The following is a 26,876-nucleotide window of genomic DNA, read 5'->3' as shown; positions in this document are numbered from 1 at the left end:
TTATGCTCCCTCGCCCGCTAGTGCACGCTTAATGACTTGTTTTAGCAAACGGCGTGTTAGTGGTATTTTGAAATCGTTTTGACCACTACCTTTAGCATTTTTTAACAACAAATCTGCTGCCTGCTTGATAGTGTCATCGTCACCCTGCGTATCCGTCAGTAAATCTTCCACGTCTTCATTGCGCCATGGCTGAGTACCAATACCACCAAATGCTAAGCGTACTGTCGCCAAATTGCCATTATCATCAGCGTCTATCACAGCTGCACACGATACCAGCGCAAAAGCGTAAGAGGCGCGGTCACGCACTTTGTCATAAGTGTGCATACCTTTAATAGGCGCTGGCAGCACGACATGTGTGATAAGCTCGCCCGACTCTAAAACGTTTTCGATATGGGGGGTGTCCTTTGGCAGACAATAAAAGTCTTTTATTGGAATCTGCCGGGTCGAGCCATCGGTTTTGGCAGTCTCAATCGTTGCATCAAGCAGACGCATAGCGACTGCCATATCAGATGGGTGCTGAGCAATACAAGCGTCACTTGTGCCTAAAATTGCAAGGGAGCGGTTCTCACCATTAATTGCAGGGCAGCCGGTGCCGGGTTCACGCTTATTACAAGGGCTATCGGTATGATAAAAGTAGTAGCAGCGCGTACGCTGTAAAAAGTTACCGCCAGTCGTCGCTTTGTTACGCAGCTGTCCGGTTGCTCCAGCTAAGATAGCCCGCGACAATACTGGGTAGTTTTCAATAACGGTAGGATGCGCGGCCAGATCGCTATTGCTCACTAAGGTTCCGATACGTAGGCCGCCATCAGCAGTGTCTTCAATCTGTTCAAGCGCTAAGCGTGTCACATCAACCAGCTTGGTTGGCGTTTCAATCTCAAACTTCATTAGATCGAGTAAATTGGTACCGCCTGCGATAAATGAAGCCTCTTTAGGAGTAGCAAACATTACCGCTTGCTGCGGTTCGAGGGCACGGATATATTCAAAGCGTTTCATGAGCGGCCTCCTGCTGTGCTACTGGCAGTTTTATTATGGTTTACTGATTGGTTACCAAGTTGGGACTGACTGGGCGGCGGTGACCAAATACCTGTTACTGCCGAGTCTTGCAGCGAACTTGTAGTCGTCTCTTCACTAGAAGAAGCACGCTTACCTGACACTTCACTCTTAAGCACTTGTGAGATGGCATCCACGATGTTTGGGTAAGCAGAACAGCGACAAATATTACCGCTCATACGCTCAGCGATCTCTTGGACTAATAACCCATTCGGGTTTTTGAGATCTGTCGTCACATAGCTTGGCCAGTTTTGTTTCACCTCTTCTATTAAAGCAGTCGCTGAACAGATCTGCCCTGGCGTGCAATACCCACACTGAAAGGCATCATGATCTTTAAAGGCTTGTTGCAAGGCTGATAACGATTCAGGCATGCCGATGCCTTCGATAGTGGTAATCTCATCACCATCGTGCATGACGGCTAAGGTCAAACAGGAATTGATGCGCTCACCATTGATGAGCATCGTACAAGCACCGCACTGACCGTGGTCACAGCCTTTTTTGGGTCCGGTAATTTGCAAGTGTTGGCGACAGACATCGAGCAATGTCGTGCGCGGATCGAGATTATCAAGCTGATAATCCTGCTTATTTATCGTTAACGTCAAAGTAGACATGCTGGCTTCTCGCTGGCAGATGATAAGAATTTGCGGATGATTTTTTATCCATCCATCTAGTTATTTAGTATTGATTATTTAATATTAAGACGTATTGAACATTTAACTTTGACATTACCACAGACTAGTTTTATGCCTTTAATATGCGCTAATGTCATCATTAATATAGAAAAATACAATCAAAACAATCTATACATTAATATGCTCAGCAAAACTTACGATATTGTTTTTTTGTAGTAGATAGGCAAAAAATGTTAACACTAAAGCAAATACTCCTCTCCTTCATCTGTGCTTACAAAATTAAAATATCACTGCTAACAAGATAAATTTCCTATTGTCATCAAACTGTCATGAAAGATTGGCAAACTACCACGCATCTCACAGGTAGTCGTTTTTGCTTTGTTTTCAAATTTGTGTTGTTGTCAAACTTTAGGAGTCCTACATGCGTTATTCGTTATTAGCAGTCGCCGTTAGTTGCACCTTAGTACTCACCGCTTGTAATAAATCCACCGACCCTGCAGAGTCAGCAGCGCAGAGTAACACCAGCGCGGTGACAGTGGCCGAAACCACCAGCACAGCGACATCTTCTCCAGCAAGCGATTTTAAATCAGCTGAAAACATCGCCATGAACATCACTGGTGCTGGCGCGTCGTTCCCGCAGCCTATCTATGCCAAATGGTCATATGACTACAATGCCGCGACTGGCGGTCAGGTCAACTATCAGTCTATCGGCTCCTCAGGTGGCATCAAACAAATCCAAGCAAAAACCGTCGACTTCGGTGCGTCCGATGCCCCCATGACTCCTGAAGAGCTGGACGCGGCAGGTCTTATTCAGTTTCCAACCGTCATCGGCGGCGTGGTACCGATTGTCAATATCGATGGCGTGGGGCCAGGTGAGCTAAAGCTGGACGGCGCAACCCTAGCCGATATCTATCTGGGCAAAATTAGCAAATGGAATGACCCTGCTATCACCGCCATGAACCCAGATTTGACCCTGCCAGATGCTGCCATTACCACCGTGTTTCGCTCAGATGGCTCAGGCACGACCTTTAACTTCACCGATTATCTGGCGAAGGTTTCAACTGACTGGAAAGACAGCGTGGGTGTCGATAAAACCGTCAAATGGCCAACCTCTGCCACAGGGGCAGGCGGCAAAGGCAACGAGGGCGTATCAAGCTACGTCAACCGTATGAAAAACGCTATCGGCTACGTCGAGTATGCCTATGCCAAGCAAAACAACATGGCGCATGCCGCACTAAAAAACGCAGCGGGTAACTTCGTGCAGCCATCCGCTGAGACCTTTGCCGCGGCAGGTGACATCGATTGGTCACAGCAAGCAGGCTTTTACAAAGTCATCACCAACTCTGAGACTGAGCAAGCGTGGCCCATCGCTGCTGCTACCTTTATCTTGGTACACAAGCAGCCAGAAAACCCGCAGCAAGTGGCTGGCGTGTTGAACTTCTTTGATTGGGCGTATGCCCAAGGTGATGATAGTGCCATGGCGCTTGATTATGTGCCTTTCTCTGATACCGCAGTGGCACTGTTTAAAGACAAGTGGAATGAAGTCAAAGGCCATGATGGTCAACCTGTCTACACCCCAGCTCAGTAGTTTGTCTATATATGTATAGCAGCACTTGTGAGCCCCTTTGAGACACCTATTCTCCGGTGGTTGTCTCAAAGGTTTTATCACAACAAATTTAAAAGTAGAGCCGTTAACGATAGTCAATAATAAATAAAGTGGATATCTATCCTTATAGTGCAAGACTGGTATCAATTTTTCTTGCTTGCTGTGCCTGCGCAGACAGAGGCTGCAAAAAATTTATTCCAGTCTTGCGGTATCTCTTTCATATTGACTTAATTGCATCGTTAATAGCACCCTTTATTAAGATTTAGTTTGCTGTGATAAGACCTGATGAGTCTTTTAAAGATTTTGATTTAACATTATTTAATGCTGAGACACTTATGAATGATTTAAGGTCGCAACTGGCAAAACAAAAACGTTACGATGCACTATTTGTCAATGCCACCAAGGCGTTTGCCATCCTCGTGCTGCTATCATTGGGCGGTATTTTGCTCTCTTTGATCATTGGCGCTTGGCCGAGTATTCAAGCATTTGGTCTGGGGTTTTATACCAGTAATAACTGGGATACGGTCGCCAATGAGTATGGTGCGCTGGCGCCTATTTATGGCACGCTGGTGACTTCGTTTATCGCCATTTTAATCGCTGTACCCGTCAGCTTTGGCATTGCGATATTTTTGACTGAGATGTGTCCAAACTTTTTAAAAAAGCCCCTTGGCATCGCCATTGAGCTGCTGGCAGGTATCCCCTCTATCATTTACGGTATGTGGGGGTTGTTTGTATTTGCGCCCTTCTTTGGCGATCACATTCAGCCGTGGTTTATCGAGCATATCGGCCCACTGCCTATCATTGGTAAGCTGTTTACCGGTGCGCCAATGGGATTGGGTATGTTTACCGCCTCCTTGGTACTTGCCATTATGATTATTCCTTTTATCGCCGCCACCATGCGTGATGTTTTCTCTGTGGTGCCAGACCTGCTCAAAGAATCAGCTTATGGCATGGGTGCGACCACTTGGGAAGTGATGTTTAAGATTATCTTGCCCTATACCAAGGCAGGTGTGGTCGGTGGGGTTATCTTGGGGCTGGGTCGGGCGCTGGGCGAGACCATGGCCGTGACCTTTCTTATTGGTAACGCCTTTAATATCAGTCCAAGTCTGTTTACCTCTGGCGTCACCATTACCTCAGCGCTGGCCAATGAGTTTGCCGAAGCCTCCAGTGAGCTACATCTGGCCTCGCTGCTGCACCTTGGCCTCATACTATTTATCATCACCTTTATTGTGCTGTCACTGGCTAAGCTCATGCTAATGCGCATGGATCAAAAAGCAGGCAATCGCTGACACATAACGACACACAGACGATAGTGATATACAGGCTGATAAAAAATCTTGAAAAATGGAAATGAGTTTTATGCCTACTAATGCGATGCACTCAGCGCTACCTGCGCAGACTGGCTTTGATAGCCGCTACGACAAGCGTCTTTATAACAAAAGACGCTGGGCCAATAAGCTGGGCTTGGGTTTTGCCATGTCGGCGATGGTATTTGGCTTGATTTGGCTGTTTTGGATATTGGTGACGCTGTTTGTCGAAGGCTTTCAGGGCATGATACAGATGCCTATCTTTACCGCCGACACGCCGCCACCGATGAGCGAAGGCGGTCTACGCAACGCCATTGTCGGCTCGGTGATGTTGGCGTTTTCAGGGTTGTTTATCGGTGCGCCTATTGGTCTGATGACAGGGATTTATTTGTCTGAATTTGCGCAAGGCAGCCTACTTGGCAAGGTGACGCGCTTTTTAAACGATATTTTGCTCTCTGCCCCCTCGATTGTCATTGGTCTGTTTATTTATGCCTTGATGGTAAAAGGTCAAAGCTTCTCTGGGTGGGCGGGTGCCTTGGCATTGGCACTGATTGTGGTGCCAGTGGTGGTGCGCACAACTGAAAACATGCTCAATCTGGTGCCCAATAGCATTCGTGAAGCGGCCTATGCACTGGGTACACCGAAGTGGAAGATGGTCACGCAAGTGACGATTAAAGCGGCTCGAGCGGGGTTGACCACTGGTGTGCTGTTGGCCTTTGCCAGAATCACCGGTGAGACGGCGCCATTGCTATTTACCGCCTTAAACAATCAATACTTTAGTACCGATATGAGTCAGCCGATTGCTAACTTGCCGAACACCATTTATCAGTTTGCCATGAGCCCTTATGACAATTGGCATGCTCTTGCTTGGGCCGCTGCACTGCTGATTACCGCTTCGGTATTGGTACTCAATATTTTGGCAAGGTTTATCGGTGGACGCAGCTCCAGCAAATAGCAGCCAGAGTCAATAAGGCCTGCCACCAAATCACTTTATATACCCATTTACCTAAATTTATATTCATCAAGCTAGGTTGGATAACATTATGAATGACGTCATCAGCAAAACGCGTAGCACAGCAGATAGCAGCAACTTTGATACGACCACAGCCAGCTTACTACATAGATCGATGGCGAAGCCCACGCAAATGTCGCAGCCAAATTCGGCAAACTTAACTAAGCAAACACTGCATGATATTCCCAAAGACATGCCAGCAGCGAAGATGCAAATTCGTGATTTAAGCTTTTATTACGGGGAGTTTCAGGCGCTAAAAAACATCAATATCGACATTCCTGATAAAAAAGTCACCGCCTTTATCGGCCCGTCCGGCTGCGGCAAGTCAACCCTGCTCCGTACCTTTAACCGTATGTATGATTTATATCCTGGCATGCGTGCAGAAGGCAGTATCAACCTCGATGGCAAAAATATCTTGGGCAAAGACATCGATGTCAATTTGCTACGCGCGCAAGTCGGTATGGTCTTTCAGAAGCCGACGCCGTTTCCGATGTCTATCTATGACAATGTCGCCTTTGGTGTGCGTCTTTATGAAAGACTAAGCAAAGCTGAGCTGGACAATCGGGTGGAATGGGCGCTAAAAAAAATCGGCACTATGGCCGGAGGTAAAAGACAAGCTCAAAGCCTCAGGCTTGTCCTTATCAGGTGGGCAGCAGCAGCGTCTGTGTATCGCTCGTAGTGTCGCTACCAAGCCTGAAGTGCTACTGCTCGATGAGCCAACTTCGGCACTTGACCCACTCTCGACAGGCGCCATTGAGGATTTGATTGAAGACCTAAAAAAAGACTACACCATCGCCATCGTCACTCATAATATGCAGCAGGCGGCACGAGTGTCAGACTATACGGTCTATATGTATCTGGGCGATATGGTTGAGATGGGTAAGACCGATCAAGTCTTTACCACGCCGGCGCAAAAAGCCACGGAAGATTATATTACGGGTCGTTATGGCTAATGCTGTACAGATTAAAACTATCGTCAATTTTCAATAACAAAAATACAGCTATGCCAGCAGCACGCCATCAATATACAGATATTTAGGGAATACCTCTCATGCAAAGTGACAAGCATATCTCCAAAAGTTTTGATCAAGATTTGGATGAAGCCATCCGTCTGTTTTTAGTGATGGGCGACCATGCAGCCAGCCAAGTTGCCAAAGCCATTCACGCACTTATCGACAAGGATAACACACTGGCGCAAGAAGTCATCGAGATGGACTTTGAAATCAATCGGCAGGAAGTCGAGCTCGATGAGCATATCTTGTTATTGGTCGCCAAGCGCCAGCCTGCGGCCAGTGACTTGCGTTTGGTGATGTCCATTAGTAAAGGCGTGGTGGATTTGGAGCGCATCGGTGATGAAGCGGTCAAAATCGCTAAAATGGCCAATAAGCTCGCCGCCCAAGGTAAATCAGCGTATGGCTATGCCGAAGTGCAGCACCTGAGCAATCAAGTGCGTCTGATGCTGCACAATGCGCTAGAGGCTTTTAGTCAGTCCAATGCTGAGCAGGCGTTTGAGGTGATGCGCAATGATGATGTGGTCAATGAGGAGTATCAGTCAGCGATTCGTGCCTTGATGACTTATATCATGGAGGACGCGCGTCACGTCTCCAAGGTCATCAATATCGTGTGGGTGTTGCGTGCGCTTGAGCGGATTGGCGATCATTCACAAAACATCGCTGAGCTGGTCATCAACTATATTAGTGGCCAAGATGTACGCCACTCTGACTATGCACTGGTCGAAAAAGCGGTGCAAGAAGCCAATGATCGGATGGCCGCGCGCCAAACTGATAACGTGGCAGCGACAAATATTGATGCACTAAATAATAATCGTGGCTGACAAAATAGCCGCAGCATATTGTAAGATACGCCTCGCGTTGCTACCCTTATCGGCTACTAGCACTAACGAGGAATATCATGAAAAAATTACTGGTTGTAACCCCTACGATTTTATTATTAGCAGCATGTGCGACTAATGCACCAATAAATAACGGTCATAGGGGACATAAACCTCAAATACAAAAATCTTACGCCTTTAGCTGTGAAGATAATAGTAAAGTGACTGCTATTTATTCAGCGAATGGTAAAGTGGCTAATTTAAGCTTAACGCTGCCCAAGCTTGGTACAAAGAATCAAAGGGTAAGTCTTAAACGAGCAGTATCGGGCTCTGGTGCGCGCTACATTAAAGAATCAAGCTCTAAAGCCAGCTATGAGTGGCATACCAAAGCCAATCGCGGCGTTTTAAGTATCCGCTCAGTAAATGATCGTAGATACAGCATTACTTGCCAACTATAAAAGCCGCACTGTCTCTTTTTTAGACAGTTCCTTCTTTAAATAGCACCCTCTTTTAATTAACATTTTTTTCTAAATAAACCCTCTTCCTATTACTAGGAAGATCTAAAAAAAGTGCCAGTTGTTGAAATGACTGGGACTTTTTTATTAAGAAATCTAACGTTTACTAAATAATAGTGGTAATACTCGCTACCATTATGACGCTGGTGGCGTACCTTCAGCGTTTGATACAACAGTATCAATCTGTATCAATGCGTCCATCGGAATAGCGGCGACGCCAATCACCGTCCTAGCTGGCAAGTCGTTGTCAAAAAAGGTTTTGTATACCTCATTAACCGTATCGATATCCTTGATATTGTTAAGTTGAATGGTCATTTTTACCACATCATCCATCACATGAGCGGTACTTTCTACAATGGCTTTGATATTTTCTAAACATTGCTTGGTCTGCGCCTTTATGTCACCGTCAATTAGTTTGCCGGTTTCAGGATTGATAGGTAATTGACCTGAGAGATGGTTGTAATGAGAGAATGCCACCGTTTGCGTTGATAGCGGGCTCTTTGGTGCTTTATCAGTGTTATTCGCTTTAATAGTGATACCATGTTTATCTTCCGTGGCTTGGGGCGGTGTGCCGTCTCCATGAGACACGATTGCATCAACCTGCACCAAGGCATCTAGCTGCAAATCTGACGCTATAACTATCGTCAAGGCAGGTAAGTAGGCAGGATCACCAGTACTGGTTGTCTCTGGAAAAAATGTTTTATAAACATCATTTACTGCGTCTACATCGGCCACGTCTTTTAAAAAGATATTTACTTTGACAATTTCTTGAAGAGGAACATCAATACTATCTAAAATCGCTTCAATATTTTGTAGACATTGCTGTGTCTGCTCTTTGACACCACCAGCGACCAGCTCACCAGTTTCAATATCGACAGGTAATTGCGCTGAGATATTATTGTAATGTGAAAAAGCAATGGTATGCGGAGATACTGAATCCTTTGGAACATTTTCATTGTTTCTTGGTACCTTTACCAGCTCAACTGGCGCTTGCGGATACGTGCCTTCTCCATTTGATATGACAGCATCCATTTGTACTAAGGCATTATCTATTGGCAATTCTGCAACTGCTATGACTGTCCGTGTCGGCAGATAACCTTGGAAAAATGCTGGATAAATCGTATCTATGTCTTTAATGTCAGCGATATTTTTTAAAAATATATTAATTTTGATTACATCATTCATATCATGATCGATGCTTTCTACAATAGTTTTGATGTTTTTTAGGCATTGTGCGGCCTGCACTTTTATATCGTTCGCGACCAAAGCGCCAGTAGTAATATTCACAGGCAGTTGTGCTGAGATATAGTTATAATGCGAAAACGCGACAGTTTGGGTAGAAAGTGAGTTTTGCGGGGCAATGTCCGTGTTTCTTGATACTTTTATGATAGTGTCATTAGTAGTGTCGTTCATATCGGTATTCCCTATTTGATATGTGTTTTTATATGAATCTCAGTTTAAAAAAGCAGTATCGTATGCCACTAAAAGCTAGTGTCGGCGTAAAATCAGATACTTAAACTCAAAAAGCCGCAAGAAATCTGTGCGGCTTTTTAGATTTATCATGATAACTGGGTTGCAGCACTAGTAGAGACTAGCTAGTGAAGATCAGCTAGTAGCGATTAGCCAGCAGCCAATACCCCACCAATGATAGCAACCACGCCGCCTAATGCACGAGTAATACGGTTATCGGCTTTGAGCATCATGGTGCCTAAACCGCGACCAACAAAGGTAATGGCTAAAGTTGCGACTACGAAGCCGGCCATATAAAGCAGCAAGCTTGAGCCTTGGGTCATCTCAGTGCCGTGAGCATAACCGTGGGCGACCATAAACAACGCAACCAAAGTGCCGCCAACAGCCGTCGGCAGTTTTGCGAGCGTCGCAATTAGTACACCGACTAGCAATACTGACATGGCGATGCCTGTCTCTATCCCAGCCAGACTGACACCAGCCCAAGCAAGGCCTGCGCCCGCTATCATGCCACCAACCACAAACAAAGGCGTGCCACGTTTCATCGTGGTATTTTGACGGATACTCCAAAAACCAATCGCACCCATGGCTAATAAGTGGTCCAGACCCATCAATGGATGTAATAAACCGCTAAGAAAGCCGCTGCTCACATGTTCACCATGGCCAGGGTGGGCAACGGCTAAAGTGGCCGTCAGCATCAGCCCAATGGTCATTAATAGTTTCACCGCTGGCAACTTGGTCATTTTATTCATGGTGTTCTCCCTCTGTTCTTTTTGTTTATTGTTAACTGGTATACAACTGTTTTTTATATCTTACTTGTACTATAAAAGCGTTTAAGCACTGATAGTTAAGCATCAGCGCTTAGCTTTCCAGGACGACGCTCAGGTAACATGCCCTGCTTTAAAATAAAGCTAATGATTTCTTCTACGCCCACACCGTCGTATAAGTTAGTAAATATAAAAGGACGCTCGCCGCGCATCTTTTTCGAGTCACGTTCCATCACATCTAGGGAGGCATGTACATATTCAGCGATGTCAATTTTATTGATAATCAATAAATCTGATTTGGTAATCCCTGGGCCACCTTTACGAGGGATTTTGTCACCAGCAGCGACATCGATGACGTATAAAGTTAAATCAGACAGCTCTGGGCTAAAGGTCGCGGCTAAATTATCGCCACCAGACTCTACCAACACCAGCTCTAGATTAGGATGACGCGTTTGCAAATCATCAATCGCAGCAAGATTCATAGAAGCATCTTCGCGGATAGCCGTGTGCGGACAGCCGCCTGTTTCTACGCCGAGAATACGGTCAGCCGGCAAGGCGTCGTGCTTAAGTAAAAAATCAGCATCTTCACGGGTGTAGATGTCGTTGGTGACCACAGCGATGTCATAGTGATCTTTTAAAGCACTACATAACTGGCGTAATAAGGCCGTTTTGCCAGAACCAACTGGCCCACCGACCCCTACTCGTAAACAATGTTTCATGGCTATCTTTCCTTATATATTGTTAGTCAAAGCGATCATAAAAAACGAAGTTGTTATAAAATTAAAGCGATCGTAAAATAGAAATGGTTGCAAAATAAAAACAATTAGCTTCTGAATAATCTAGAATATTGGGTTTCATGTTGGGCACTACCGAGTGCTAAGCCCGGTAAAATCGGACCCAACTGCTCATCGGTTAAAGCCAGCGCAGTATCGACAGCAGCGACCAGTTGCGGGCGTAGTTGCTCGTTTAAACGCTGCGCGGCAGTATGACCAAGGGGCATCGCTTTACAGGCGACTGCTAGTTGGTTTTCCAGCCAGCCCCAAGCAAAGCCGAGTAGACTTTGGCGTATCGGCACGTGGCGTTGATGGGCCGTCCAAGCAAAAACCGTCACATAACCGGGCTCTTCTGGTAGCTTGGCATGACCTAAGGCTGTCTGCGGCTGCAACTCTAAACTGTTGAGCAAGCGCATCAGTGCTTGTCCCAAACGTATGTCTTCGTCGCTCAGCTCAGCAGTCTCACGGTTGGCATGTATCCAATCATTCCAAAAGGTAAGACCTTCACTATCCCCATTCTCCCAGCAGGTTTGCAAGCGTGCCAGCACTGGCAATTCGCAGCGAGACAAGCCATCGTCAAGTACGCCCTCTAACCACTCGCCAAGCTCAGTCTCATTACACACCCAGCCAAGCTCAAATGCACTCTCTAGGCCTTGCGACCAAGCGAATGCACCGATTGGCAATGCAGGGCTAATCAGTTGCATCAGTCCCAGCAGCGCCAAATCGCTGGTTGCGTTTGGCTGTACGTCAGTGTGCATGGTTATGGTCGTCATGATGGGAATGTCCATGGGCATGATTGTGTTCGTGAGAGTGGTCATGCGCGTGTTCGTGGGCATGAGAATGAGCGTGTGCATGTTCATGGGAATGAGAGTGTTCACGGCCAGCTTGCGCATAAGCCCCAGACTCTGGATCAAATGGCGCTTGATGATGGCTCAAGGTTGCTCCTAGCAGAACTGCCAATTCTTCTAGCACGTGATCTGGCGGGAACCGCACCCAATGACGCCCATCTTCGTCGCTACCAAGGGCGAGCGATACATGACGATTACCCAAATGATAACTTAGCCGTCCCAGCGCTAAGCCGCCCTCAACATAAGCGGTAGTGACTGGCTCATCAGCGGCGCATACTTGGATAATCTCGCCGCTACTCGCTTGTAGTAAATCACCATGACGCAGTACCGGACCACGATCAAGGAACAAACCAACATCAAGGCCGCTATCAGTCACCGCCTTTAACCGGCCACGTATGCGTAGCTCATAAGGTAGCGTCAGGGTGTCGTGTACATCGGCCTGAGTGCTGCCGTCGATTCTTTTTATTAATTCAAGCATATTAATATCCTTACAAGCGCTCTAAAACAAATGATAACGTTGGGCTAATGGTAATTCAGACAATGGCTCACAAGTCAGTAACTCACCATCTGCACGAACTTCATAGGTTTGTGGATCCACTGTCAACTCTGGACAAGCGTCATTAAGCTTCATATCGCTCTTACGCATTTGGCGGACATTTTTACACGCAACCAGTCTACTCTTTAGACCAAGCTTTTCTTCTAGTCCCGTATTCATAGCCGCTTGACTGACAAAAGTAATTCGAGTTGCAGCAGCGGCACGACCAAGCGCACCAAACATACGGCGATAATGCACAGGTTGCGGCGTAGAAATAGCCGCATTAGGATCACCCATCGCAGCACCTGCTATCATGCCACCTTTGAGGATAATTGATGGCTTAACCCCAAAAAAGCCCGGCTTCCACAATACCAAATCCGCCAGCTTATCCACTTCGATAGAACCAACTTCATGACCAACGCCGTGAGTGATTGCTGGATTAATAGTGTATTTGGCAATGTAGCGCTTCACACGGAAGTTATCCGTCCCGCGTTCTTCATCTTCTGGTAACAGACCACGTTGTAGACGCATTTTGTGCGCAGTTTGCCAAGTACGGCACACCACTTCACCAATACGGCCCATCGCTTGTGAGTCAGATGAAATCATCGAAATCACACCCATATCATGGAGAATGTCTTCGGCAGCAATAGTCTCGCGGCGGATACGCGAATCGGCAAAGGCAACGTCTTCTGGGATACTTGGGTCTAGATTATGGCACTCCATCAACATATCGAGATGCTCATCAACGGTATTAATCGTATAAGGGCGTGTCGGATTGGTAGATGATGGTAAGACGTTGGGCAGGCTACAAGCGACGATAATATCGGGCGCATGACCACCACCAGCGCCTTCAGAATGGTAGGTATGAATACAGCGATCTTTAAATGCCGCTACCGTATCTTCTACAAAGCCTGACTCATTTAAGCTATCGGCATGAATAGCAATCTGTATATCGTAGCGATCGGCCACATCTAGGGCATTGCTAATAGAGGCTGGAGTCGCGCCCCAATCTTCATGGATTTTTAGACTCATTGCGCCCGCTTCTACTTGTTGCACCAGCGCTTCTGGCGTGCTAGCACTACCTTTACCAAGAAAACCAATATTAATGGGCAAGTCATCCACGGCCTGCATCATTTTGCCCAAATGCCAAGGACCTGGAGTATGAGTGGTCGCGATTGAGCCCGTCGCTGGTCCCGTACCGCCGCCAATCATAGTCGTCAAGCCACTCATTAATGCTTCGTCCACCTGCTGCGGACAAATATAATGCACATGAGTATCGACCGCACCTGCTGTCAAAATTTGACCTTCACCAGCGATGATTTCGGTACCAGGACCAATGACGATATCGACATCAGGCTGGGTATCAGGGTTACCGGCTTTTCCGATAGCAGCGATGCGGCCATTTTTTAGACCCACATCGGCTTTCACGATACCCCACCAGTCGATAATGATAGCATTGGTAATGACAGTATCCATCACAGCATCGTCGCAGCGCTGACTTTGACCCATACCATCACGAATCACCTTGCCACCACCGAACATGACTTCTTCGCCATAATGCGTGTAGTCTTTTTCTATCTCGATCCACAGCTCAGTATCGCCTAAACGAATTCTATCGCCGGTCGTTGGACCATACATATCTGCATAAGCTTGGCGAGTAATTTTCATGAGTTCGCTCCTGAGTCTGAGTTTTGGTTCTGACCCTGATCATGATCTAAGGGACCCATTACTTCACCGCGGAAACCATAAATATGGCGTAAGCCTGAGAAAGGAATAAGGGGTACATCACGGTGTTGACCCGGCTCAAAACGTATCGCCATACCTGCCGCAATCGCTAAGCGGTGTCCATACGCTTTTTTACGGTCGAAATCTAAAGCTGCGTTGGTCTCGGCAAAGTGATAGTGAGAGCCGACTTGGATAGGACGGTCACCCGTGTTTGCGACGTTGATAGTGATAGGTTCACGATCGGCACATAGCTCAATGTCATCGCTCTTTAGCTGATATTCACCAGGAATCATAGCAAGTCTCCTCAGACAATAGGGTTATGAACGGTCACAAGCTTTGTGCCGTCGGGAAAGGTTGCCTCAACTTGCAGGCTTTCGATCATCTCAGCGATGCCATCCATAACGTCATCTCGAGTAAGGATTTCGCGCCCGGCACTCATCATTTCTGCCACAGTACGGCCTTCACGCGCACCTTCCATAATGGCGCAACTGATCAGCGCTATTGCTTCAGGATAATTCAATTTGAGGCCTTTAGCTTTGCGGCGCTCAGCAAGTAGCCCTGCAGTAAACAATAGCAATTTATCTTTGTCTCTTGGCGTTAATTCCATCGCTGACTCCTTCTTATATTATGGTTATCGTTATTGTTTTATTAAAAGCCTATGTCATTAGAAGGCTTATGTTATTAATTATTAATAAATAGACAGATAAAAGCGTTTGGCAGCCCCCAAGCAAATGCTTGGGCACCAATCGTTAAGTCAACCAAATTCGTGGTGTGATGGCTTTGTTTCCGGTCAGTCGCGGACGTAGCACTTCTCGCGCTTGCTGGAATAACTCCCACGCTTCGTTACGCTCTACGCCTAAATAGCGTAGCAGCAATACGCCGCGACGATAGGTAACTGCCCAATGATCGGCAGCGGGTATATGCTCACGTAGTGCAGTGATGGCCTCTAGCGGATCGTCCATTCCAACCGCCCATAATGTCGCATGCACGGTGGCGCCGCCCTGCCCCCACATGCCAGCGAATCTGGGATGATCTGGATCTATGCATTGGCGCTCTATCCATAATGGACGACCATTACGAGTAAGTTGAAAACGCTGTTCGAGGCGACCACTGACGAAAGGCAGCTTGCTGGCAGGGCGACCAAGACCAAGAATCTCCCATCCCAAGCATTTAGCGTTGTCTTCTAAATCAATAATGATGGTCTGCTCGCCGCGAGAGCCATTAAAAGCGAGCGTTTCTTGTGGTAGCCATTCTAAAGTGGCGTCATTAGCAATTTTTAGATAGGTATGCTGATTCCAAGCAACGCCATTGCTATCAGCTTTATAAAGCTTATTGGCAGCAGTTGTCGTTAGCAAAGTATGCGCGTTTGACGCTACAGTGACATCGATGTTGAGCGTATCACCGCTAGCGATACCACCAGGCGGATGTAGCAGATAGACATGACAGCAACCATCGCGACCCTCAGGGTAGAATGGTCTTTGGACACGTAAGGGACCATAATGGCGCGCTATATTCATACGAGTGATATGGGTATCACCATCAGCATGAGCCCCAAACCCCAACGTCAAAAATGCTGCCCAATGACGGTTGGCATCGAAGTGGTGTCCGGAGTTTTTGGCAATCTGTTGTATGGTAGAACTATCGGATAATGTCATCATTCCATCAATTCCCTTTTTATAAACCCAGCGCGACATATATCGCTGAATCGTCACCTAATCGTCCTGATAGGCAGGTAATGAACTTAAGCAAAATGATCAAAATCGTTCACGTGCGCAGGTAAGGTTGACAACACTGGCTTAACAGCCATTAATGAATGTCAAAGTATAGGCATTGATTGCCTCAAAACTGTAAAGTAATAATCGTCAGATCAAACATCAAAATATTAGATATATCCTTTAGTATGTTTTGGCGTTGATTATTCTATGCGTAAAAAACGCTTATGAAATAGCCTATACTCTATAATTTTTATAGGCCATTCGTATAGGCTTGTCAAGATAATACTGGGAATATAGCGAAGGGTAAACTATGGTTGAATCTAAGTCATATCAATAAGTTAAATCCGTACAATTAATCAAATCACAACTCACGCCAGTGCAACCACAAGCGTGTGTCCAACTCCAACTGACGATAATCTGGCTCCATGTGACAGCATAATTGATAAAATGCTTTGTTGTGCTCATGCTCCTTAAAATGCGCCAATTCATGCACGACGATCATGCGCAAAAACTCAGGCGGTGCTTCTTTAAATAAGCTCGCTACCGTAATGCTGTTATGGGATTTTAGCTTACTACCTTGGACGCGAGACTGCGTGGTATGAACCCCCAGCGCCTGCTTGAGGACTTTTAATTTGCTGCTATAACTGACATTCGATAGCGGTCCAATCTTGCGCATAGACTGGTTTTTTATGTCGTTTATGTATTGATACAGCGCCTTGTCGCTTTGCACTTGGTGGCGATTGGGATATTTGCTTTCTAGATAATCGCCCAGCCTGCCCTCACTGATGAGCCGAGCCGCTTGGCTTTGGATGTGCTCAGAATAATGAGCGATGTATTTGAGTGTGGTCACAAATTTATCCTTTGCTGATATAGGGTATGTCCTAGTTAAAACACCTTGAAAATACCTTAAAAACGCTACGGTACTGCTGGTATAATTTTTTTGTAGCCTCTGTCTGCGTAGGCACAGCAAGCGAAAAAAAATTATACCAGCAGTATATGATGTATAGATATCACTTTTCACTGACTATACTTTAAAACTTGTCTCTAGATATTTTACCTTATACCACCTATTGACCTATCGTCAGCTCATAAATAAACCCCATAAGCTAACTGTAACTTATGGGGTCATATAAAAGACAATCTTGTCACGGCATCTAGCCAGTTAACATCTGGTTATTCAACATCTAGATAATTAACGCTCTAAGTGTAAATACTGCAGATGGCACTCGTACTGATGCAGAATATCGACCAGTACTTGCTCTTTGGTATAGCCAACCAAGTCGTACTCCTGCGAGCCATCACTTAAGAATACTTCAGCACGGTAATAAAACTCAGCATGCTTGGTTGAGGTATTCAGCGTAAAGTTCGGACGCTCAGCTTTGATGAGATTGACTTCATACACAAAGTCATCTTCATCACCATGACCGACGCGCAGCTTGATACCATCTATCTGACCATCATCTTGACCCTTACCAGCATCTATACTTTCACTGATATTATCAAGATTACGGATATCTAGAGAAGTGTTAAGACCGCCCGCTTTCAGCTCTTTTTCAACCTCGCTCATCGCTGGCATGACAGTATTCTGCAAAAACCTTTCCACTTGTGCGTGCCCAGGGAAGCTAACGATACGTTGCAGACGCGCTTTCCAGCTCTTACCGCTATCGAGCACGTTTGCAGTGCCAACCGTACTGGCTTTGCGCTTATTGCCCTCTTCTTTTAGCGATTTCCACATTGACATCATGTAGAGCACCAAGATAAGCGAGAATGGTAAACCTGCGATCACAGACACAGACTGCAATGAGGCAAACCCGCCTGCAAACAATAGGCCCAAAGTAATCAAACCCGTTGCTGACGCCCAAAACAAACGCAGCCAAACTGGCGCATCAGTATCATTGGTCATGCCTCTTGAGCTTAAATTTGCGAGTACTAGAGCGCCTGAGTCCGCTGAGGTTACAAAGAACACTAAGCCAATAACTACGCCTGCGAATGATAAAATATCACTGTAAGGAAAGTACTCAAACAAAGCAAACATACCCATCGCTGCATCATTAACAGCAATTTCACCAAGCTCGGTGGCGCCATTAGCCACTAAGTCTATCGCTGAGTTACCAAAGATCGAGAACCAAGCAAAGATAAAGCCCAGCGGTATAAACATCACGCCAAAGACAAACTCACGCAAAGTGCGACCGCGGCTAATACGCGCGATAAACAAGCCGACAAAGGGTGCCCAAGCGACCCACCATGCCCAGAAAAATATCGTCCAGCCTGATTTCCAGTCGGCACCAGCGCTGCCGTCATAAGCATAGACATCGAATGTTTTGAAAACGATAGTTTGGAAATATTGACCGATACTTTGGGTAAAGGTATTGAGCAAGTACACGGTATTACCCATCACGAGTATCGCGATCAATAGCAATATTGAAGACAGCATATTAAATTCAGATAGACGGCGTACCCCTCTTTCTACGCCCGTCATCGCAGAGATAGCCGCCGCAGCGACCACGCCCAAGATAATCAGGCTCTGCACCATTTTGCTAGATTCGATACCGAAGACATGCGTCAAACCCGCATTGGCCTGTAACACGCCGATACCTAAGCTGGTCGCAATCCCCATCAGCGTACAGACGACACCAAAGGTATCGATACCATCACCGAGCCAGCCTCTGATTAAGCGCTCACCAAATATCGGTGTCAGCGGTGAACGTAGCGCGAGTGGCATGTTTTTACGATAGGCAAAATAAGCCAAGGCCATACCGATGAGGGCGTAAATCCCCCAACCATGTAGACCCCAATGTAAAAAGGTCTGCGACAGTGCTTCACGCATGGCCGCCTCACTACCAGGCTCAAGCCCCGTATGCGGAGTGAGATAATGCATCAACGGCTCAGAGGCACCAAAAAACAATAAATCGATGCCGATACCAGCAGAAAACAGCATTGCCGCCCATGCTAAAAAGGGAAACTGGGCTTTTTCGTGGTCTTGCCCAAGCTTGATATCACCGTATTTTGAAAATCCTACAAATAAGGCAAATATACTATAAGCGGCAACCACCAGCATGTAATACCAGCCAAAACTCTCTGATACCCACGCCATGCTCGCGCTTAATAATGCCTCACTATAATCTGGCAAGGCAATCGTCCAGATAATCAATAAAATAGAAATAATCGCTGAGCCTAAAAAAACCGTCTTATTTAGACTCAAGGGTTTCGTCGCATCTTCTGATGGCGAACTGTACATAAAAGACCTCAATAGGTAAATGAAACAGGATCTGATAGTGCTTTGTCCGTCATAACATAGTGCAGAATTACCACGTTATCTATATAAGCGCAGGATGCACAAAGCAGTACCAATCAATAAAACTTGCTAAGCAATTCGCAGACTCCTTAGCAAAACCTCAAAAACCAGCAATATAAACAAGAATAACGATTACGCTATAGTCAAATAAAAATTGAGAACCTATAGTTAGGTTAGAACAAGTTTTTCTCGTTTATTGCCAGCACAAACGGATTGATGCTGATAAAAAAGACCTTTACTTTGAAAGGCCTTTTATTTGAAATTGACGTTATATTATCCTTATATCGTGCCTACTGGCCGGCACGTTTATTTATACAGTCGTATGATAAGCACGCATCGGCTCAGCTCTGAGCGGTGCACCATTGGCGACATAGTAATCCGCTGTCGAGCGTGGTAATTGCTTACCGCGCATCTTATCGACGATTTTTTCGGCCAGCATAATGGTGGTGGCGTTTAGGTTGCCACTGATGATATTTGGCATAATTGACGCATCGACCACGCGTAGACCATCGATACCGTGCACTAGCCCTTCTCCATTGACCACCGAATCATTACCTTCGCCCATTGGACAAGTACACGATGGGTGATAAGCCGTCTCACTGTGGTTACGTACATATTCATCCAACTGCGCATCGGTCACCAGGTCATCGGTCGGCGCAATAGCACGTCCACGATAAGGGTCGAGCGCTGGCTGATGCATAATCTCACGAGTGATACGCATCGCCGCGCGGAACTCTTGCCAGTCTTGCTCGTGCGACATATAGTTAAATAAGATACTTGGATGCGCGCTTGGGTCTTTTGAGGTCAGCTTAACGCGACCACGACTTGGCGAGCGCAATGAGCCGACGTGTGCTTGGAAGCTATGCGATTTCACCGCGCTGCGACCATCGTAACGTACCGCTAACGGCAGGAAATGATACTGAATATTAGGATGGGTAAACTTCTCATCAGTACGGATAAAACCGCCACCTTCAAACTGATTTGACGCCCCAAGTCCGGTGCCATTAAACAACCATTCCGCACCAATCGCCGGCTTATTCCACCATTTATTGGCGGGCGCAATCGAGACCGGTAGCTTACATTCATACTGCATATACAGCTCTAAATGGTCTTGTAGGTTATTACCGACGCCCGGTAAATCTAGAATTTCAGTCACGCCCACATCTTTAAGCCATTGACCAGGACCAATGCCTGAGCGTTGCAATAATTGCGGCGAGGCAATCGCACCCGATGAGACAATCACTTCGCGAGCGGCGTAGAATTTTTCGGTTTGACCTTGGTGCGCGACTTTGACACCGATCGCACGCTTACCATCGAACAAAATCACATCGGTCAATGCACCAGTTAAAATAGTGATGTTACTGCGCGGTTTGGCACGGTCAAGATAACCACGCGCGGTGGAAGCACGGCGACCATTAGGGGTTACAAAGCGATCCATTGGCCCAAAACCTTCTTGCTGATAACCATTTAGGTCATCCGTGCTCGGATAGCCAGCTTGCACGCCCGCTTCAATCATCGCTTCAAACAGCGGATTGACGCCAGGTTTTGAGGTAGTCATTTCAACCGGACCACCGACGCCATGATAGTCATTTTCGCCTGCATCGCAGTTTTCTGACTTTTTAAAGTACGGCAAGCAGTCCAGATACGTCCAGTCCTCTAAGCCTTTAATCTTTGCCCAGTCATCAAAATCGAGCGCATTACCACGGATATAGCACATGCCATTGATGAGTGATGAGCCGCCCAGCCCTTTACCGCGACCGCAGTCCATCACGCGATTATTCATATTCGGCTCGGGATCGGTTTTGTATCCCCAGTTATAAGTGGTGCCTTGTAACGGCATCGCTAGCGCCGCTGGCATCTGGGTGCGAAAATCTAGGCGATGATCAGGTCGACCAGCTTCTAACAGCAACACCTTAATGTTGGCATCTTCGGTCAAGCGCGTGGCCAGCACGTTTCCTGCTGAACCGGCACCGACGATGATGTAGTCATACTCAGGTGTGGTTGATGTCATAAAACGCTCCATAATATTAAAAAATCCATCATTTCATATCAGTAAGATTGAATCAAAAGGCCAAATTATCCCAAATGAATCAATCTTACTGATTAAGAATCTTCTCAATACAAATTATTAAAATACCGACTCAAACTTACCCAGCTCTACTTGGATAGATTTGGTCTGCGTATAGTGCTCAAGGGCTTCGACGCCGTTTTCGCGGCCGATACCTGAGTGCTTATAACCGCCAACTGGCATTTGCGCAGGCGACTCACCCCAGGTATTTAACCAGCAGATACCCGCCTCTATCTGACCGATGACGCGGTGCGCGCGGGTTAGATCTTTGGTTACCACCCCTGCCGCCAAGCCATACTCGGTATCATTGGCACGGCGAATGACTTCTTCTTCGCTCTCATAAGTCAATATCGACATTACTGGGCCAAAGATTTCCTCACGTACGATGGTCATATCATCGCTGCAATCGGTAAACACCGTTGGCGCGACATACGCACCATCGGCCAGCTCGTCTGTCGTCACTCGCTCACCGCCTGCCAATAAACGCGCGCCGCCCGCTTTGCCTTGCTCGATATAGCCCAGCACCCGCTCCATATGCGGGAAGCTCACTAGCGGCCCCATATTAATATCTTCGTCCATCGGATCGCCGAGTTTGATACGTTTGACCCGCGTCAAAATCGCTTCTTCAAACTTGGCTTGTAGCGCTTTTGGGATAAATACACGCGTGCCATTGGTACAGACCTGACCGGTGCTATAGAAGTTCGCCATCATGGCGATATCCGCTGCCATATCGATATCGGCATCCTCAAAGATAATCAATGGCGACTTACCGCCCAGCTCTAAGGTCACGTCTTTTAGCGACGATGATGCCGCGCTTGCCATGACTTTTTTACCAGTCGGCACCCCGCCAGTAAACGATACTTTGGCGATGTCAGGATGCTGGGTCAGTGCTTCACCTACTTGATAATCGCCCTGTACGACGTTAAACACGCCATCTGGCATGCCAGCCTCAGTAAATATTTCTGCTAATTTTAAGGCGGTTAACGGCGTGACTTCTGATGGTTTAAAAATCATCGCGTTACCCGCAGCCAATGCTGGTGCAGCTTTCCACATGGCGATTTGAATCGGATAATTCCACGCGCCAATTCCGGCGACGACGCCAAGCGGCTCACGGCGCGTATAAACAAAGCTACTATCACGTAGTGGAATCTGACGACCCTCAATCATTGGTGCAAGCCCTGCATAATACTCAACGACATCAGCACCGGTTACGATATCGACATACTTGGTCTCAGAGTAAGCTTTGCCGGTGTCTTTGGTTTCAAGCAATGCCAATACATCATTACGCTCGCGCAATATCGCAACTGCCTTTGACAAAATACGGCCACGCTCAACTGCGGTCATTGCCGCCCATACTTTTTGCCCTTGTTGCGCCGCTTTTACCGCTTCATCGATTTGCTCAGCGGTCGTTTGCTGAATGGTCGCCAGAACCTCACCCGTCGCTGGATTGATATCGTCAAAAGTCGTTAAAGAATCATCGACCGCCAGATAGCGACCGTTAATATAAGCGGTCTGCGTTTGTGTGAAATCAATAATGTCTTGTAAATTATTTACGTTTGTCTGAGTAGTTGTCATAAGTTTTCCTTAAGGCGACTAAAGCTTTATAAAAAGCGTTCAGTCAATCATGCCGTCATGGGTTAAAGGTTAAATTTTCTGCGTGCGTGTTATGGATCAAAGCTGTTTATCAAAGTTATTTGTCAAAATCAGTTATCAAGGCTGTTTATCAAAGTCTTGCTGCGTCATATTTAACAAGCGCTCACGTATTGAGGCTTTGTCCGAGATGTCGATACCCGAAAAGTCCGAGAGCCAAATACCATCGGCAACCAGACGCACCATACATAGCGTTTCGGTGTTGTCAGTATCCGCGTGTTTTTTTAGCTGCTCATTTGACCACTCAGCCCAGCGTTCGCGTAGCATCCGATCCCCCAGCATCAACACATACAAGGTCGCTTGGCTATTAAACTCGGCCTGTCCTTTTTCGCCCAAACTGATGGTGGCATCGATATAAGCGCGGGTAAACGAGCCGTAGCTGACCGGATCCTTTGCCATGGCGGCATTGACTTCCGCCTCAAACTTGGCCATCGCGTCATAAAACACCTCTAAGATAAGCGCGTCCTTGGTAGCAAAATGATGCATCACCCCGCCTTTGGTCACGCCGACGGCATCTGCCACTGCTTGAAAGGTCACTTTAGACAAGCCCTGCTCTAGCGTGATACGCGCTGCTTGATCGAGCAGTGCTCGCCGTACCAGCTCTGGCTGTTTTTTACGTTTATGGGCGTTTTGTGTTTCCATTTTTATGTCCATGTTCATTTTCACCTACCTGTCAGTGCACCACAGAATTAGACAGTAAGTTCATCACCATCACGCCGCCGACGATCATCGCGATACCGACCACGGCAGCTGCATCGAGACTTTGCTTAAAAAAGAAAACCCCGACCAGCGAGGTCAGTACGATACCCAGACCGCCCCACAGCGCATAAGCGATGCCAAGTGGTATGGTCTTGATAGTCTGGGTCAATAAATAAAACGAGATGGCATAAAGCACGCCCATAATTAAGGTCGGCACCAAACGCGTAAACTGCTCTGACTTGACCAAAAACGTCGTGCCAACCACTTCACAAATGATAGCAATCGCGAGATAACCGTAAGCAATAGTGGTAGGACTCATAATTAAATTACCTATTTTAAATCAAGCATACTCTCTCGATTGAGCGTAAAAGGGCCAACAATCAATTATGTAAATTTACCAAAGAAACCATACAGACGGTATTTTATACAAATACTCTAGTAATGTGAAGGGTAAGTTTCTGTTTTTATTATTTGTTTACGAGGTAACTACATGAGTGCAAAACTACTAAGGAGAAGTACGCTACTTTATTTTTGTTAAAGTTAAATACAAAAAACAGAGCGACACTTAAACGTGAATGGCCTTAATGCCACCCAATAAAACGTTTAAATGTCGCTCTATTATTTTTATTTAGTAAGGACTTAAATATGTTTTAATTATTAAACTAAGACAGCTCTAAGCTCATCTTAGGACCGAATGGCTCATAATGGACATTATCTACCCCATGATTAAGCTTCATCAGTCCATCAATCATACTTTCCATAAACGGCATTGACCCGCATACATAAATATCAGCAGGCTCTGGCAGCGTCGCAAGATAACGTTCATCGAGTATTTGACCAGCGTCAAAGTAGAAAATATTTTTTTCAACGTTTGCTGCTGACTCTAAAAGCTTATTAATCTCAGTATCAAAGGCATGATGCTCTTCATTTTGGCACGCATATACCCAAATGATAGGTCTGTCTGAGTTCGCTGTTACTTGCGCCTCTAACATCGATAAGATCGGCGTGACACCAACGCCAGCACTCATCAAAACTAATGGGATATCGTTTTGCTGCACCAGATCTTGGTTGAGCGCAAAGTCGCCAGCTGGGGCAGATAATAAAATAGTATCGCCAACCTCTACTTCATCATGTAAATGGTTGGAAACCAAACCATAATGCTCATTGCGATTATCACGTCTTACCGCAAACTGGATACCTTTATCAGTATTAGCAGAATACAAAGAATAATGACGCAGGGCGATATGATCACTGTCTTTTGGATCCGTTTTTACCGTAATATATTGACCGGCAGTCAGGTTGAGCTTACTTAGGTCAATATTTTGGCTGTTTTCTGAATTATTATTGACTGGAATGACAGTAAAGGCGGCGATATCGGTGGCTGCTGCCACCTTTTCAACGACCTTAAAGGGCGCAAAACCTTCCCACATTTCTTGCTCATACATATCTTCTTCTAGTTGAATAAAGACGCCAGCAATCTCATCATAAGCTTCAGTCCAAGCGTCGATGATGTCGTCATTAGCCGCCTCTCCTAGCACTTCTTTTATCGCGCCAAGTAGATGCTTACCCACGATAGGATAGTGCTCTGGCAAGATCTGTAAGGCGCGGTGCTTGTGACTGATTTGGGTTACTTGTGGCAACAAAACAGCCAAATTTTCAAGGTGTTTGGCAGCGGCCAAAACCGTGGTCGCAAGGGCAGTCTGCTGGCGACCTAGCTTTTGATTGGTCTCGTTAAAGATGTCTAAGAGCTCTGGGTGCTCCTTAAACATGTTTCGATAAAACACGGTGGTAATCGCAGTGCCATGCTCTTCAAGCACAGGCACGGTTGCTTTTACAATCTCTATCGTTTTTGGTGACGCCATGATATTTTCCTTAGTGTTTCATTACATTGATAAGTTGAGGTACTGACATTGACAACAGTGGCTAAACTTTTGACGCTTAATTGAGCCTTGTTAGAACAAATACTCAAAGTAACGTTAGTCCACTTCTTAAAAGTTCATTTTAAATGAATCTTATAGTATTTTTATGACAATATCAATCTGTATCGCTGTTATGATTGCTTTTACTTTTGCTACAGCTCATGTTTATAGGCAAAAAAATTCCCAGTCGTTAAACTAAACTGGGAATCTTTTTATTTAACAAGTCTCTTTGTCATTGAAACTAAACTGGGAATCTTTTTATTTAACAAGTCTCTTTGTCATTGACAGTTTTATCGCTCATGTTTTGGTTTAAAGGGTTTTGAGAATTGTAGGATCAAAAATCCGACTACGGACAGTATAATGGCAATCTCATAACGGCCATAGGCAACAGAGATGCCGATAGCTGCCGTATTCCATAGTCCAGCAGCGGTTGCCGTGCCTTTTGCACCATCTTCATTTTTGAAGATAGCCCCACCACCAATAAAGCCCATTCCAGTAATAATGCCATACATGATTCTAGCTTCCGCATCAGATCCTTGATAGATATCCATGCCCACTAGCATAAAAGCACATGATGCAATGGTCACCAAAGGAAAAGTTCTTAGCCCAGCACCATTGTCTTCAAGCTCACGATTCAGTGCGATTGGGAGCGACAGTATAAAAGCGATGCCTAATTGGAAGGCATGATACGTTAAGATTCTCAAACTAATATCGAATTCAAACATAGATGTGACTTAAAAGCTGTTTTAGAATTAATTGACATTGAGCATGGCAGTAAATATTTCACCCTACAAGCTAACCATAAATTTTTAGCTATTAATTAGTCTAAGCTGAAATCATAGCCTGTATCAAGCTGAAATCATAGCCTGTATCAAGCTTTTGATTATTAGAAACTCCCTACTATATTACGCAAGTTCTTGTTATATATATAATACTGAGAGTCTAACACCATGTTTAAATGATTGAAATATTAGAGTAATGTAATTAATAACTTGATATAAGTATAAACATACTTTGTACAGACGGCATAATATTGAATATTCTATATTATTTATATCAGTCAAAATTAACACAAAGACTGATGTATGAAAATTACATGATAATAAACAAGAAAGGAATACGACAATGGACAATCAAACCACCCATGAACAAAGTATGGATAATCAATACAAGAATCAGCAAAAAATGGATGAGCACAATATGGATAATCGAACCCTAAAAGGCGAATGGAACCAACTCAAAAATTCAGTAAAACAAAAATGGGCAGACTTAACAGATGATGATCTCACCCATATCGAAGGTGACCGTGATAGATTAGTTGGTCGTGTCCAAGAGCGTTATGGTCATTCACGAGCGGATGCTGAACGTGACGTAGATGAATGGCGCCGTGAAAATCAATACTAAAAACAACTTTTCGGTAGGCGTATAACTCTGTATTATCGTCTATCGTTAAAGTAAAAAA

General features: G+C 45.7%; 25 protein-coding genes and 1 pseudogene. 7 read left to right on the top strand and 19 right to left on the bottom strand.

Annotation, left to right across the window (positions count from 1 at the left end):
• Entirely contained in the window at positions 1-993 is a 993-nt protein-coding gene (locus PENNN9_RS08555) for an FAD binding domain-containing protein (RefSeq protein WP_058369275.1), read from the bottom strand.
• On the bottom strand, positions 990-1,661 hold the full coding sequence (locus tag PENNN9_RS08550; RefSeq protein ID WP_058369274.1) for a 2Fe-2S iron-sulfur cluster-binding protein: 672 nt from the start codon (positions 1,659-1,661) through the stop codon (positions 990-992). Before PENNN9_RS08550 ends, PENNN9_RS08555 begins: the two co-directional genes overlap by 4 nt.
• Before the next feature lie 442 nt (positions 1,662-2,103).
• Here PENNN9_RS08550 and pstS point away from each other — a divergent pair, with 442 nt between their 5' ends.
• The 6 genes and pseudogenes from pstS (at position 2,104) to PENNN9_RS08520 (ending at position 7,896) form a co-directional block, all read left to right on the top strand.
• Complete coding sequence (pstS, locus tag PENNN9_RS08545) at positions 2,104-3,270, top strand: phosphate ABC transporter substrate-binding protein PstS (protein ID WP_058369273.1); 1,167 nt, start codon at positions 2,104-2,106, stop codon at positions 3,268-3,270.
• A gap of 353 nt (positions 3,271-3,623) precedes the next feature.
• Positions 3,624-4,577, top strand: coding sequence for a phosphate ABC transporter permease subunit PstC (gene pstC / locus PENNN9_RS08540; protein WP_058369301.1), 954 nt, complete (start codon positions 3,624-3,626; stop codon positions 4,575-4,577).
• A 187-nt stretch (positions 4,578-4,764) separates the two neighbouring features.
• The gene (pstA, locus tag PENNN9_RS08535) at positions 4,765-5,550 is read left to right on the top strand and encodes a phosphate ABC transporter permease PstA (protein WP_413771743.1); all 786 of its coding nucleotides are present in this window, start codon (positions 4,765-4,767) and stop codon (positions 5,548-5,550) included.
• Positions 5,551-5,800: 250 nt separating this feature from the next.
• A pseudogene (pstB, locus tag PENNN9_RS13650) lies at positions 5,801-6,560 on the top strand (phosphate ABC transporter ATP-binding protein PstB).
• A 98-nt stretch (positions 6,561-6,658) separates the two neighbouring features.
• The gene (phoU, locus tag PENNN9_RS08525) at positions 6,659-7,441 is read left to right on the top strand and encodes a phosphate signaling complex protein PhoU (RefSeq protein WP_058369271.1); all 783 of its coding nucleotides are present in this window, start codon (positions 6,659-6,661) and stop codon (positions 7,439-7,441) included.
• A 77-nt stretch (positions 7,442-7,518) separates the two neighbouring features.
• Complete coding sequence (locus PENNN9_RS08520; RefSeq protein ID WP_058369270.1) at positions 7,519-7,896, top strand: MliC family protein; 378 nt, start codon at positions 7,519-7,521, stop codon at positions 7,894-7,896.
• 192 nt (positions 7,897-8,088) lie between these two features.
• On the opposite strand, the gene PENNN9_RS08515 is transcribed toward PENNN9_RS08520, so the two are convergent.
• From PENNN9_RS08515 to PENNN9_RS08435, 17 genes are all read right to left on the bottom strand, one after another.
• On the bottom strand, positions 8,089-9,366 hold the full coding sequence (locus tag PENNN9_RS08515; RefSeq protein WP_058369269.1) for a RidA family protein: 1,278 nt from the start codon (positions 9,364-9,366) through the stop codon (positions 8,089-8,091).
• A 206-nt stretch (positions 9,367-9,572) separates the two neighbouring features.
• Positions 9,573-10,172 (bottom strand): HupE/UreJ family protein, encoded by a 600-nt coding sequence (locus PENNN9_RS08510; protein ID WP_058369268.1) that lies wholly within the window; start codon positions 10,170-10,172, stop codon positions 9,573-9,575.
• A gap of 95 nt (positions 10,173-10,267) precedes the next feature.
• Positions 10,268-10,906 (bottom strand): urease accessory protein UreG, encoded by a 639-nt coding sequence (ureG, locus tag PENNN9_RS08505; RefSeq protein ID WP_058369267.1) that lies wholly within the window; start codon positions 10,904-10,906, stop codon positions 10,268-10,270.
• 104 nt (positions 10,907-11,010) lie between these two features.
• Complete coding sequence (locus tag PENNN9_RS08500) at positions 11,011-11,733, bottom strand: urease accessory protein UreF (RefSeq protein WP_256713812.1); 723 nt, start codon at positions 11,731-11,733, stop codon at positions 11,011-11,013.
• Positions 11,708-12,286: an urease accessory protein UreE gene (locus PENNN9_RS08495; protein WP_058369266.1), complete on the bottom strand. Its 579-nt coding sequence runs from the start codon at positions 12,284-12,286 to the stop codon at positions 11,708-11,710. Before PENNN9_RS08495 ends, PENNN9_RS08500 begins: the two co-directional genes overlap by 26 nt.
• A 21-nt stretch (positions 12,287-12,307) precedes the next feature.
• Entirely contained in the window at positions 12,308-14,011 is a 1,704-nt protein-coding gene (ureC, locus tag PENNN9_RS08490; protein ID WP_058369265.1) for an urease subunit alpha, read from the bottom strand.
• Positions 14,008-14,361: an urease subunit beta gene (locus tag PENNN9_RS08485; RefSeq protein WP_058369264.1), complete on the bottom strand. Its 354-nt coding sequence runs from the start codon at positions 14,359-14,361 to the stop codon at positions 14,008-14,010. Before PENNN9_RS08485 ends, ureC begins: the two co-directional genes overlap by 4 nt.
• Before the next feature lie 11 nt (positions 14,362-14,372).
• A complete protein-coding gene (gene ureA, locus PENNN9_RS08480) occupies positions 14,373-14,675 on the bottom strand; it encodes an urease subunit gamma (protein WP_058369263.1) in 303 nt (100 codons plus the stop codon).
• Positions 14,676-14,817: 142 nt separating this feature from the next.
• Entirely contained in the window at positions 14,818-15,726 is a 909-nt protein-coding gene (locus tag PENNN9_RS08475) for an urease accessory protein UreD (RefSeq protein WP_227511771.1), read from the bottom strand.
• 418 nt (positions 15,727-16,144) lie between these two features.
• The gene (locus tag PENNN9_RS08470; RefSeq protein ID WP_058369262.1) at positions 16,145-16,633 is read right to left on the bottom strand and encodes a M48 family metallopeptidase; all 489 of its coding nucleotides are present in this window, start codon (positions 16,631-16,633) and stop codon (positions 16,145-16,147) included.
• Positions 16,634-16,975: 342 nt separating this feature from the next.
• Positions 16,976-19,021, bottom strand: a complete 2,046-nt coding sequence (betT, locus tag PENNN9_RS08465) for a choline BCCT transporter BetT (RefSeq protein ID WP_058369261.1) — start codon at positions 19,019-19,021, stop codon at positions 16,976-16,978.
• Between the two features lie 367 nt (positions 19,022-19,388).
• On the bottom strand, positions 19,389-21,089 hold the full coding sequence (gene betA / locus PENNN9_RS08460; protein ID WP_058369298.1) for a choline dehydrogenase: 1,701 nt from the start codon (positions 21,087-21,089) through the stop codon (positions 19,389-19,391).
• A 117-nt stretch (positions 21,090-21,206) separates the two neighbouring features.
• Complete coding sequence (betB, locus tag PENNN9_RS08455; RefSeq protein ID WP_058369260.1) at positions 21,207-22,721, bottom strand: betaine-aldehyde dehydrogenase; 1,515 nt, start codon at positions 22,719-22,721, stop codon at positions 21,207-21,209.
• A gap of 135 nt (positions 22,722-22,856) precedes the next feature.
• On the bottom strand, positions 22,857-23,438 hold the full coding sequence (locus PENNN9_RS08450) for a TetR/AcrR family transcriptional regulator (RefSeq protein ID WP_058369259.1): 582 nt from the start codon (positions 23,436-23,438) through the stop codon (positions 22,857-22,859).
• Between the two features lie 31 nt (positions 23,439-23,469).
• A complete protein-coding gene (locus PENNN9_RS08445) occupies positions 23,470-23,814 on the bottom strand; it encodes a DMT family transporter (protein ID WP_058369258.1) in 345 nt (114 codons plus the stop codon).
• Positions 23,815-24,157: 343 nt separating this feature from the next.
• Complete coding sequence (locus PENNN9_RS08440; protein ID WP_058369257.1) at positions 24,158-25,357, bottom strand: globin domain-containing protein; 1,200 nt, start codon at positions 25,355-25,357, stop codon at positions 24,158-24,160.
• Positions 25,358-25,704: 347 nt separating this feature from the next.
• Complete coding sequence (locus PENNN9_RS08435) at positions 25,705-26,139, bottom strand: MgtC/SapB family protein (protein ID WP_058369256.1); 435 nt, start codon at positions 26,137-26,139, stop codon at positions 25,705-25,707.
• A gap of 400 nt (positions 26,140-26,539) precedes the next feature.
• On the opposite strand from PENNN9_RS08435, the gene PENNN9_RS08430 reads away from it, so the two are divergent.
• Positions 26,540-26,818: a CsbD family protein gene (locus tag PENNN9_RS08430; protein WP_413771742.1), complete on the top strand. Its 279-nt coding sequence runs from the start codon at positions 26,540-26,542 to the stop codon at positions 26,816-26,818.
• Positions 26,819-26,876: the final 58 nt, after the last annotated feature.

The sequence above is a fragment of the Psychrobacter sp. ENNN9_III genome (assembly GCF_001462175.1).
Classification (GTDB): Bacteria; Pseudomonadota; Gammaproteobacteria; order Pseudomonadales; family Moraxellaceae; genus Psychrobacter.
The sequence above is the reverse complement of the archived record's forward strand: the minus strand, read 5'-3'. Positions and strand labels throughout refer to the sequence as shown.

Excerpts from the sequence above, each read along its gene's own strand:
- PENNN9_RS08555 (WP_058369275.1), bottom strand. The coding sequence starts at position 993 with ATGAAACGCTTTGAATATATCCGTGCCCTCGAACCGCAGCAAGCGGTA.
- PENNN9_RS08550 (WP_058369274.1), bottom strand. The coding sequence starts at position 1,661 with ATGTCTACTTTGACGTTAACGATAAATAAGCAGGATTATCAGCTTGAT.
- pstS (WP_058369273.1), top strand. The coding sequence starts at position 2,104 with ATGCGTTATTCGTTATTAGCAGTCGCCGTTAGTTGCACCTTAGTACTC.
- pstC (WP_058369301.1), top strand. The coding sequence starts at position 3,624 with ATGAATGATTTAAGGTCGCAACTGGCAAAACAAAAACGTTACGATGCA.
- pstA (WP_413771743.1), top strand. The coding sequence starts at position 4,765 with ATGTCGGCGATGGTATTTGGCTTGATTTGGCTGTTTTGGATATTGGTG.
- phoU (WP_058369271.1), top strand. The coding sequence starts at position 6,659 with ATGCAAAGTGACAAGCATATCTCCAAAAGTTTTGATCAAGATTTGGAT.
- PENNN9_RS08520 (WP_058369270.1), top strand. The coding sequence starts at position 7,519 with ATGAAAAAATTACTGGTTGTAACCCCTACGATTTTATTATTAGCAGCA.
- PENNN9_RS08515 (WP_058369269.1), bottom strand. The coding sequence starts at position 9,366 with ATGAACGACACTACTAATGACACTATCATAAAAGTATCAAGAAACACG.
- PENNN9_RS08510 (WP_058369268.1), bottom strand. The coding sequence starts at position 10,172 with ATGAATAAAATGACCAAGTTGCCAGCGGTGAAACTATTAATGACCATT.
- ureG (WP_058369267.1), bottom strand. The coding sequence starts at position 10,906 with ATGAAACATTGTTTACGAGTAGGGGTCGGTGGGCCAGTTGGTTCTGGC.
- PENNN9_RS08500 (WP_256713812.1), bottom strand. The coding sequence starts at position 11,733 with ATGACGACCATAACCATGCACACTGACGTACAGCCAAACGCAACCAGC.
- PENNN9_RS08495 (WP_058369266.1), bottom strand. The coding sequence starts at position 12,286 with ATGCTTGAATTAATAAAAAGAATCGACGGCAGCACTCAGGCCGATGTA.
- ureC (WP_058369265.1), bottom strand. The coding sequence starts at position 14,011 with ATGAAAATTACTCGCCAAGCTTATGCAGATATGTATGGTCCAACGACC.
- PENNN9_RS08485 (WP_058369264.1), bottom strand. The coding sequence starts at position 14,361 with ATGATTCCTGGTGAATATCAGCTAAAGAGCGATGACATTGAGCTATGT.
- ureA (WP_058369263.1), bottom strand. The coding sequence starts at position 14,675 with ATGGAATTAACGCCAAGAGACAAAGATAAATTGCTATTGTTTACTGCA.
- PENNN9_RS08475 (WP_227511771.1), bottom strand. The coding sequence starts at position 15,726 with ATGATGACATTATCCGATAGTTCTACCATACAACAGATTGCCAAAAAC.
- betT (WP_058369261.1), bottom strand. The coding sequence starts at position 19,021 with ATGTACAGTTCGCCATCAGAAGATGCGACGAAACCCTTGAGTCTAAAT.
- betA (WP_058369298.1), bottom strand. The coding sequence starts at position 21,089 with ATGACATCAACCACACCTGAGTATGACTACATCATCGTCGGTGCCGGT.
- betB (WP_058369260.1), bottom strand. The coding sequence starts at position 22,721 with ATGACAACTACTCAGACAAACGTAAATAATTTACAAGACATTATTGAT.
- PENNN9_RS08450 (WP_058369259.1), bottom strand. The coding sequence starts at position 23,438 with ATGGAAACACAAAACGCCCATAAACGTAAAAAACAGCCAGAGCTGGTA.
- PENNN9_RS08445 (WP_058369258.1), bottom strand. The coding sequence starts at position 23,814 with ATGAGTCCTACCACTATTGCTTACGGTTATCTCGCGATTGCTATCATT.
- PENNN9_RS08440 (WP_058369257.1), bottom strand. The coding sequence starts at position 25,357 with ATGGCGTCACCAAAAACGATAGAGATTGTAAAAGCAACCGTGCCTGTG.
- PENNN9_RS08435 (WP_058369256.1), bottom strand. The coding sequence starts at position 26,139 with ATGTTTGAATTCGATATTAGTTTGAGAATCTTAACGTATCATGCCTTC.
- PENNN9_RS08430 (WP_413771742.1), top strand. The coding sequence starts at position 26,540 with ATGGACAATCAAACCACCCATGAACAAAGTATGGATAATCAATACAAG.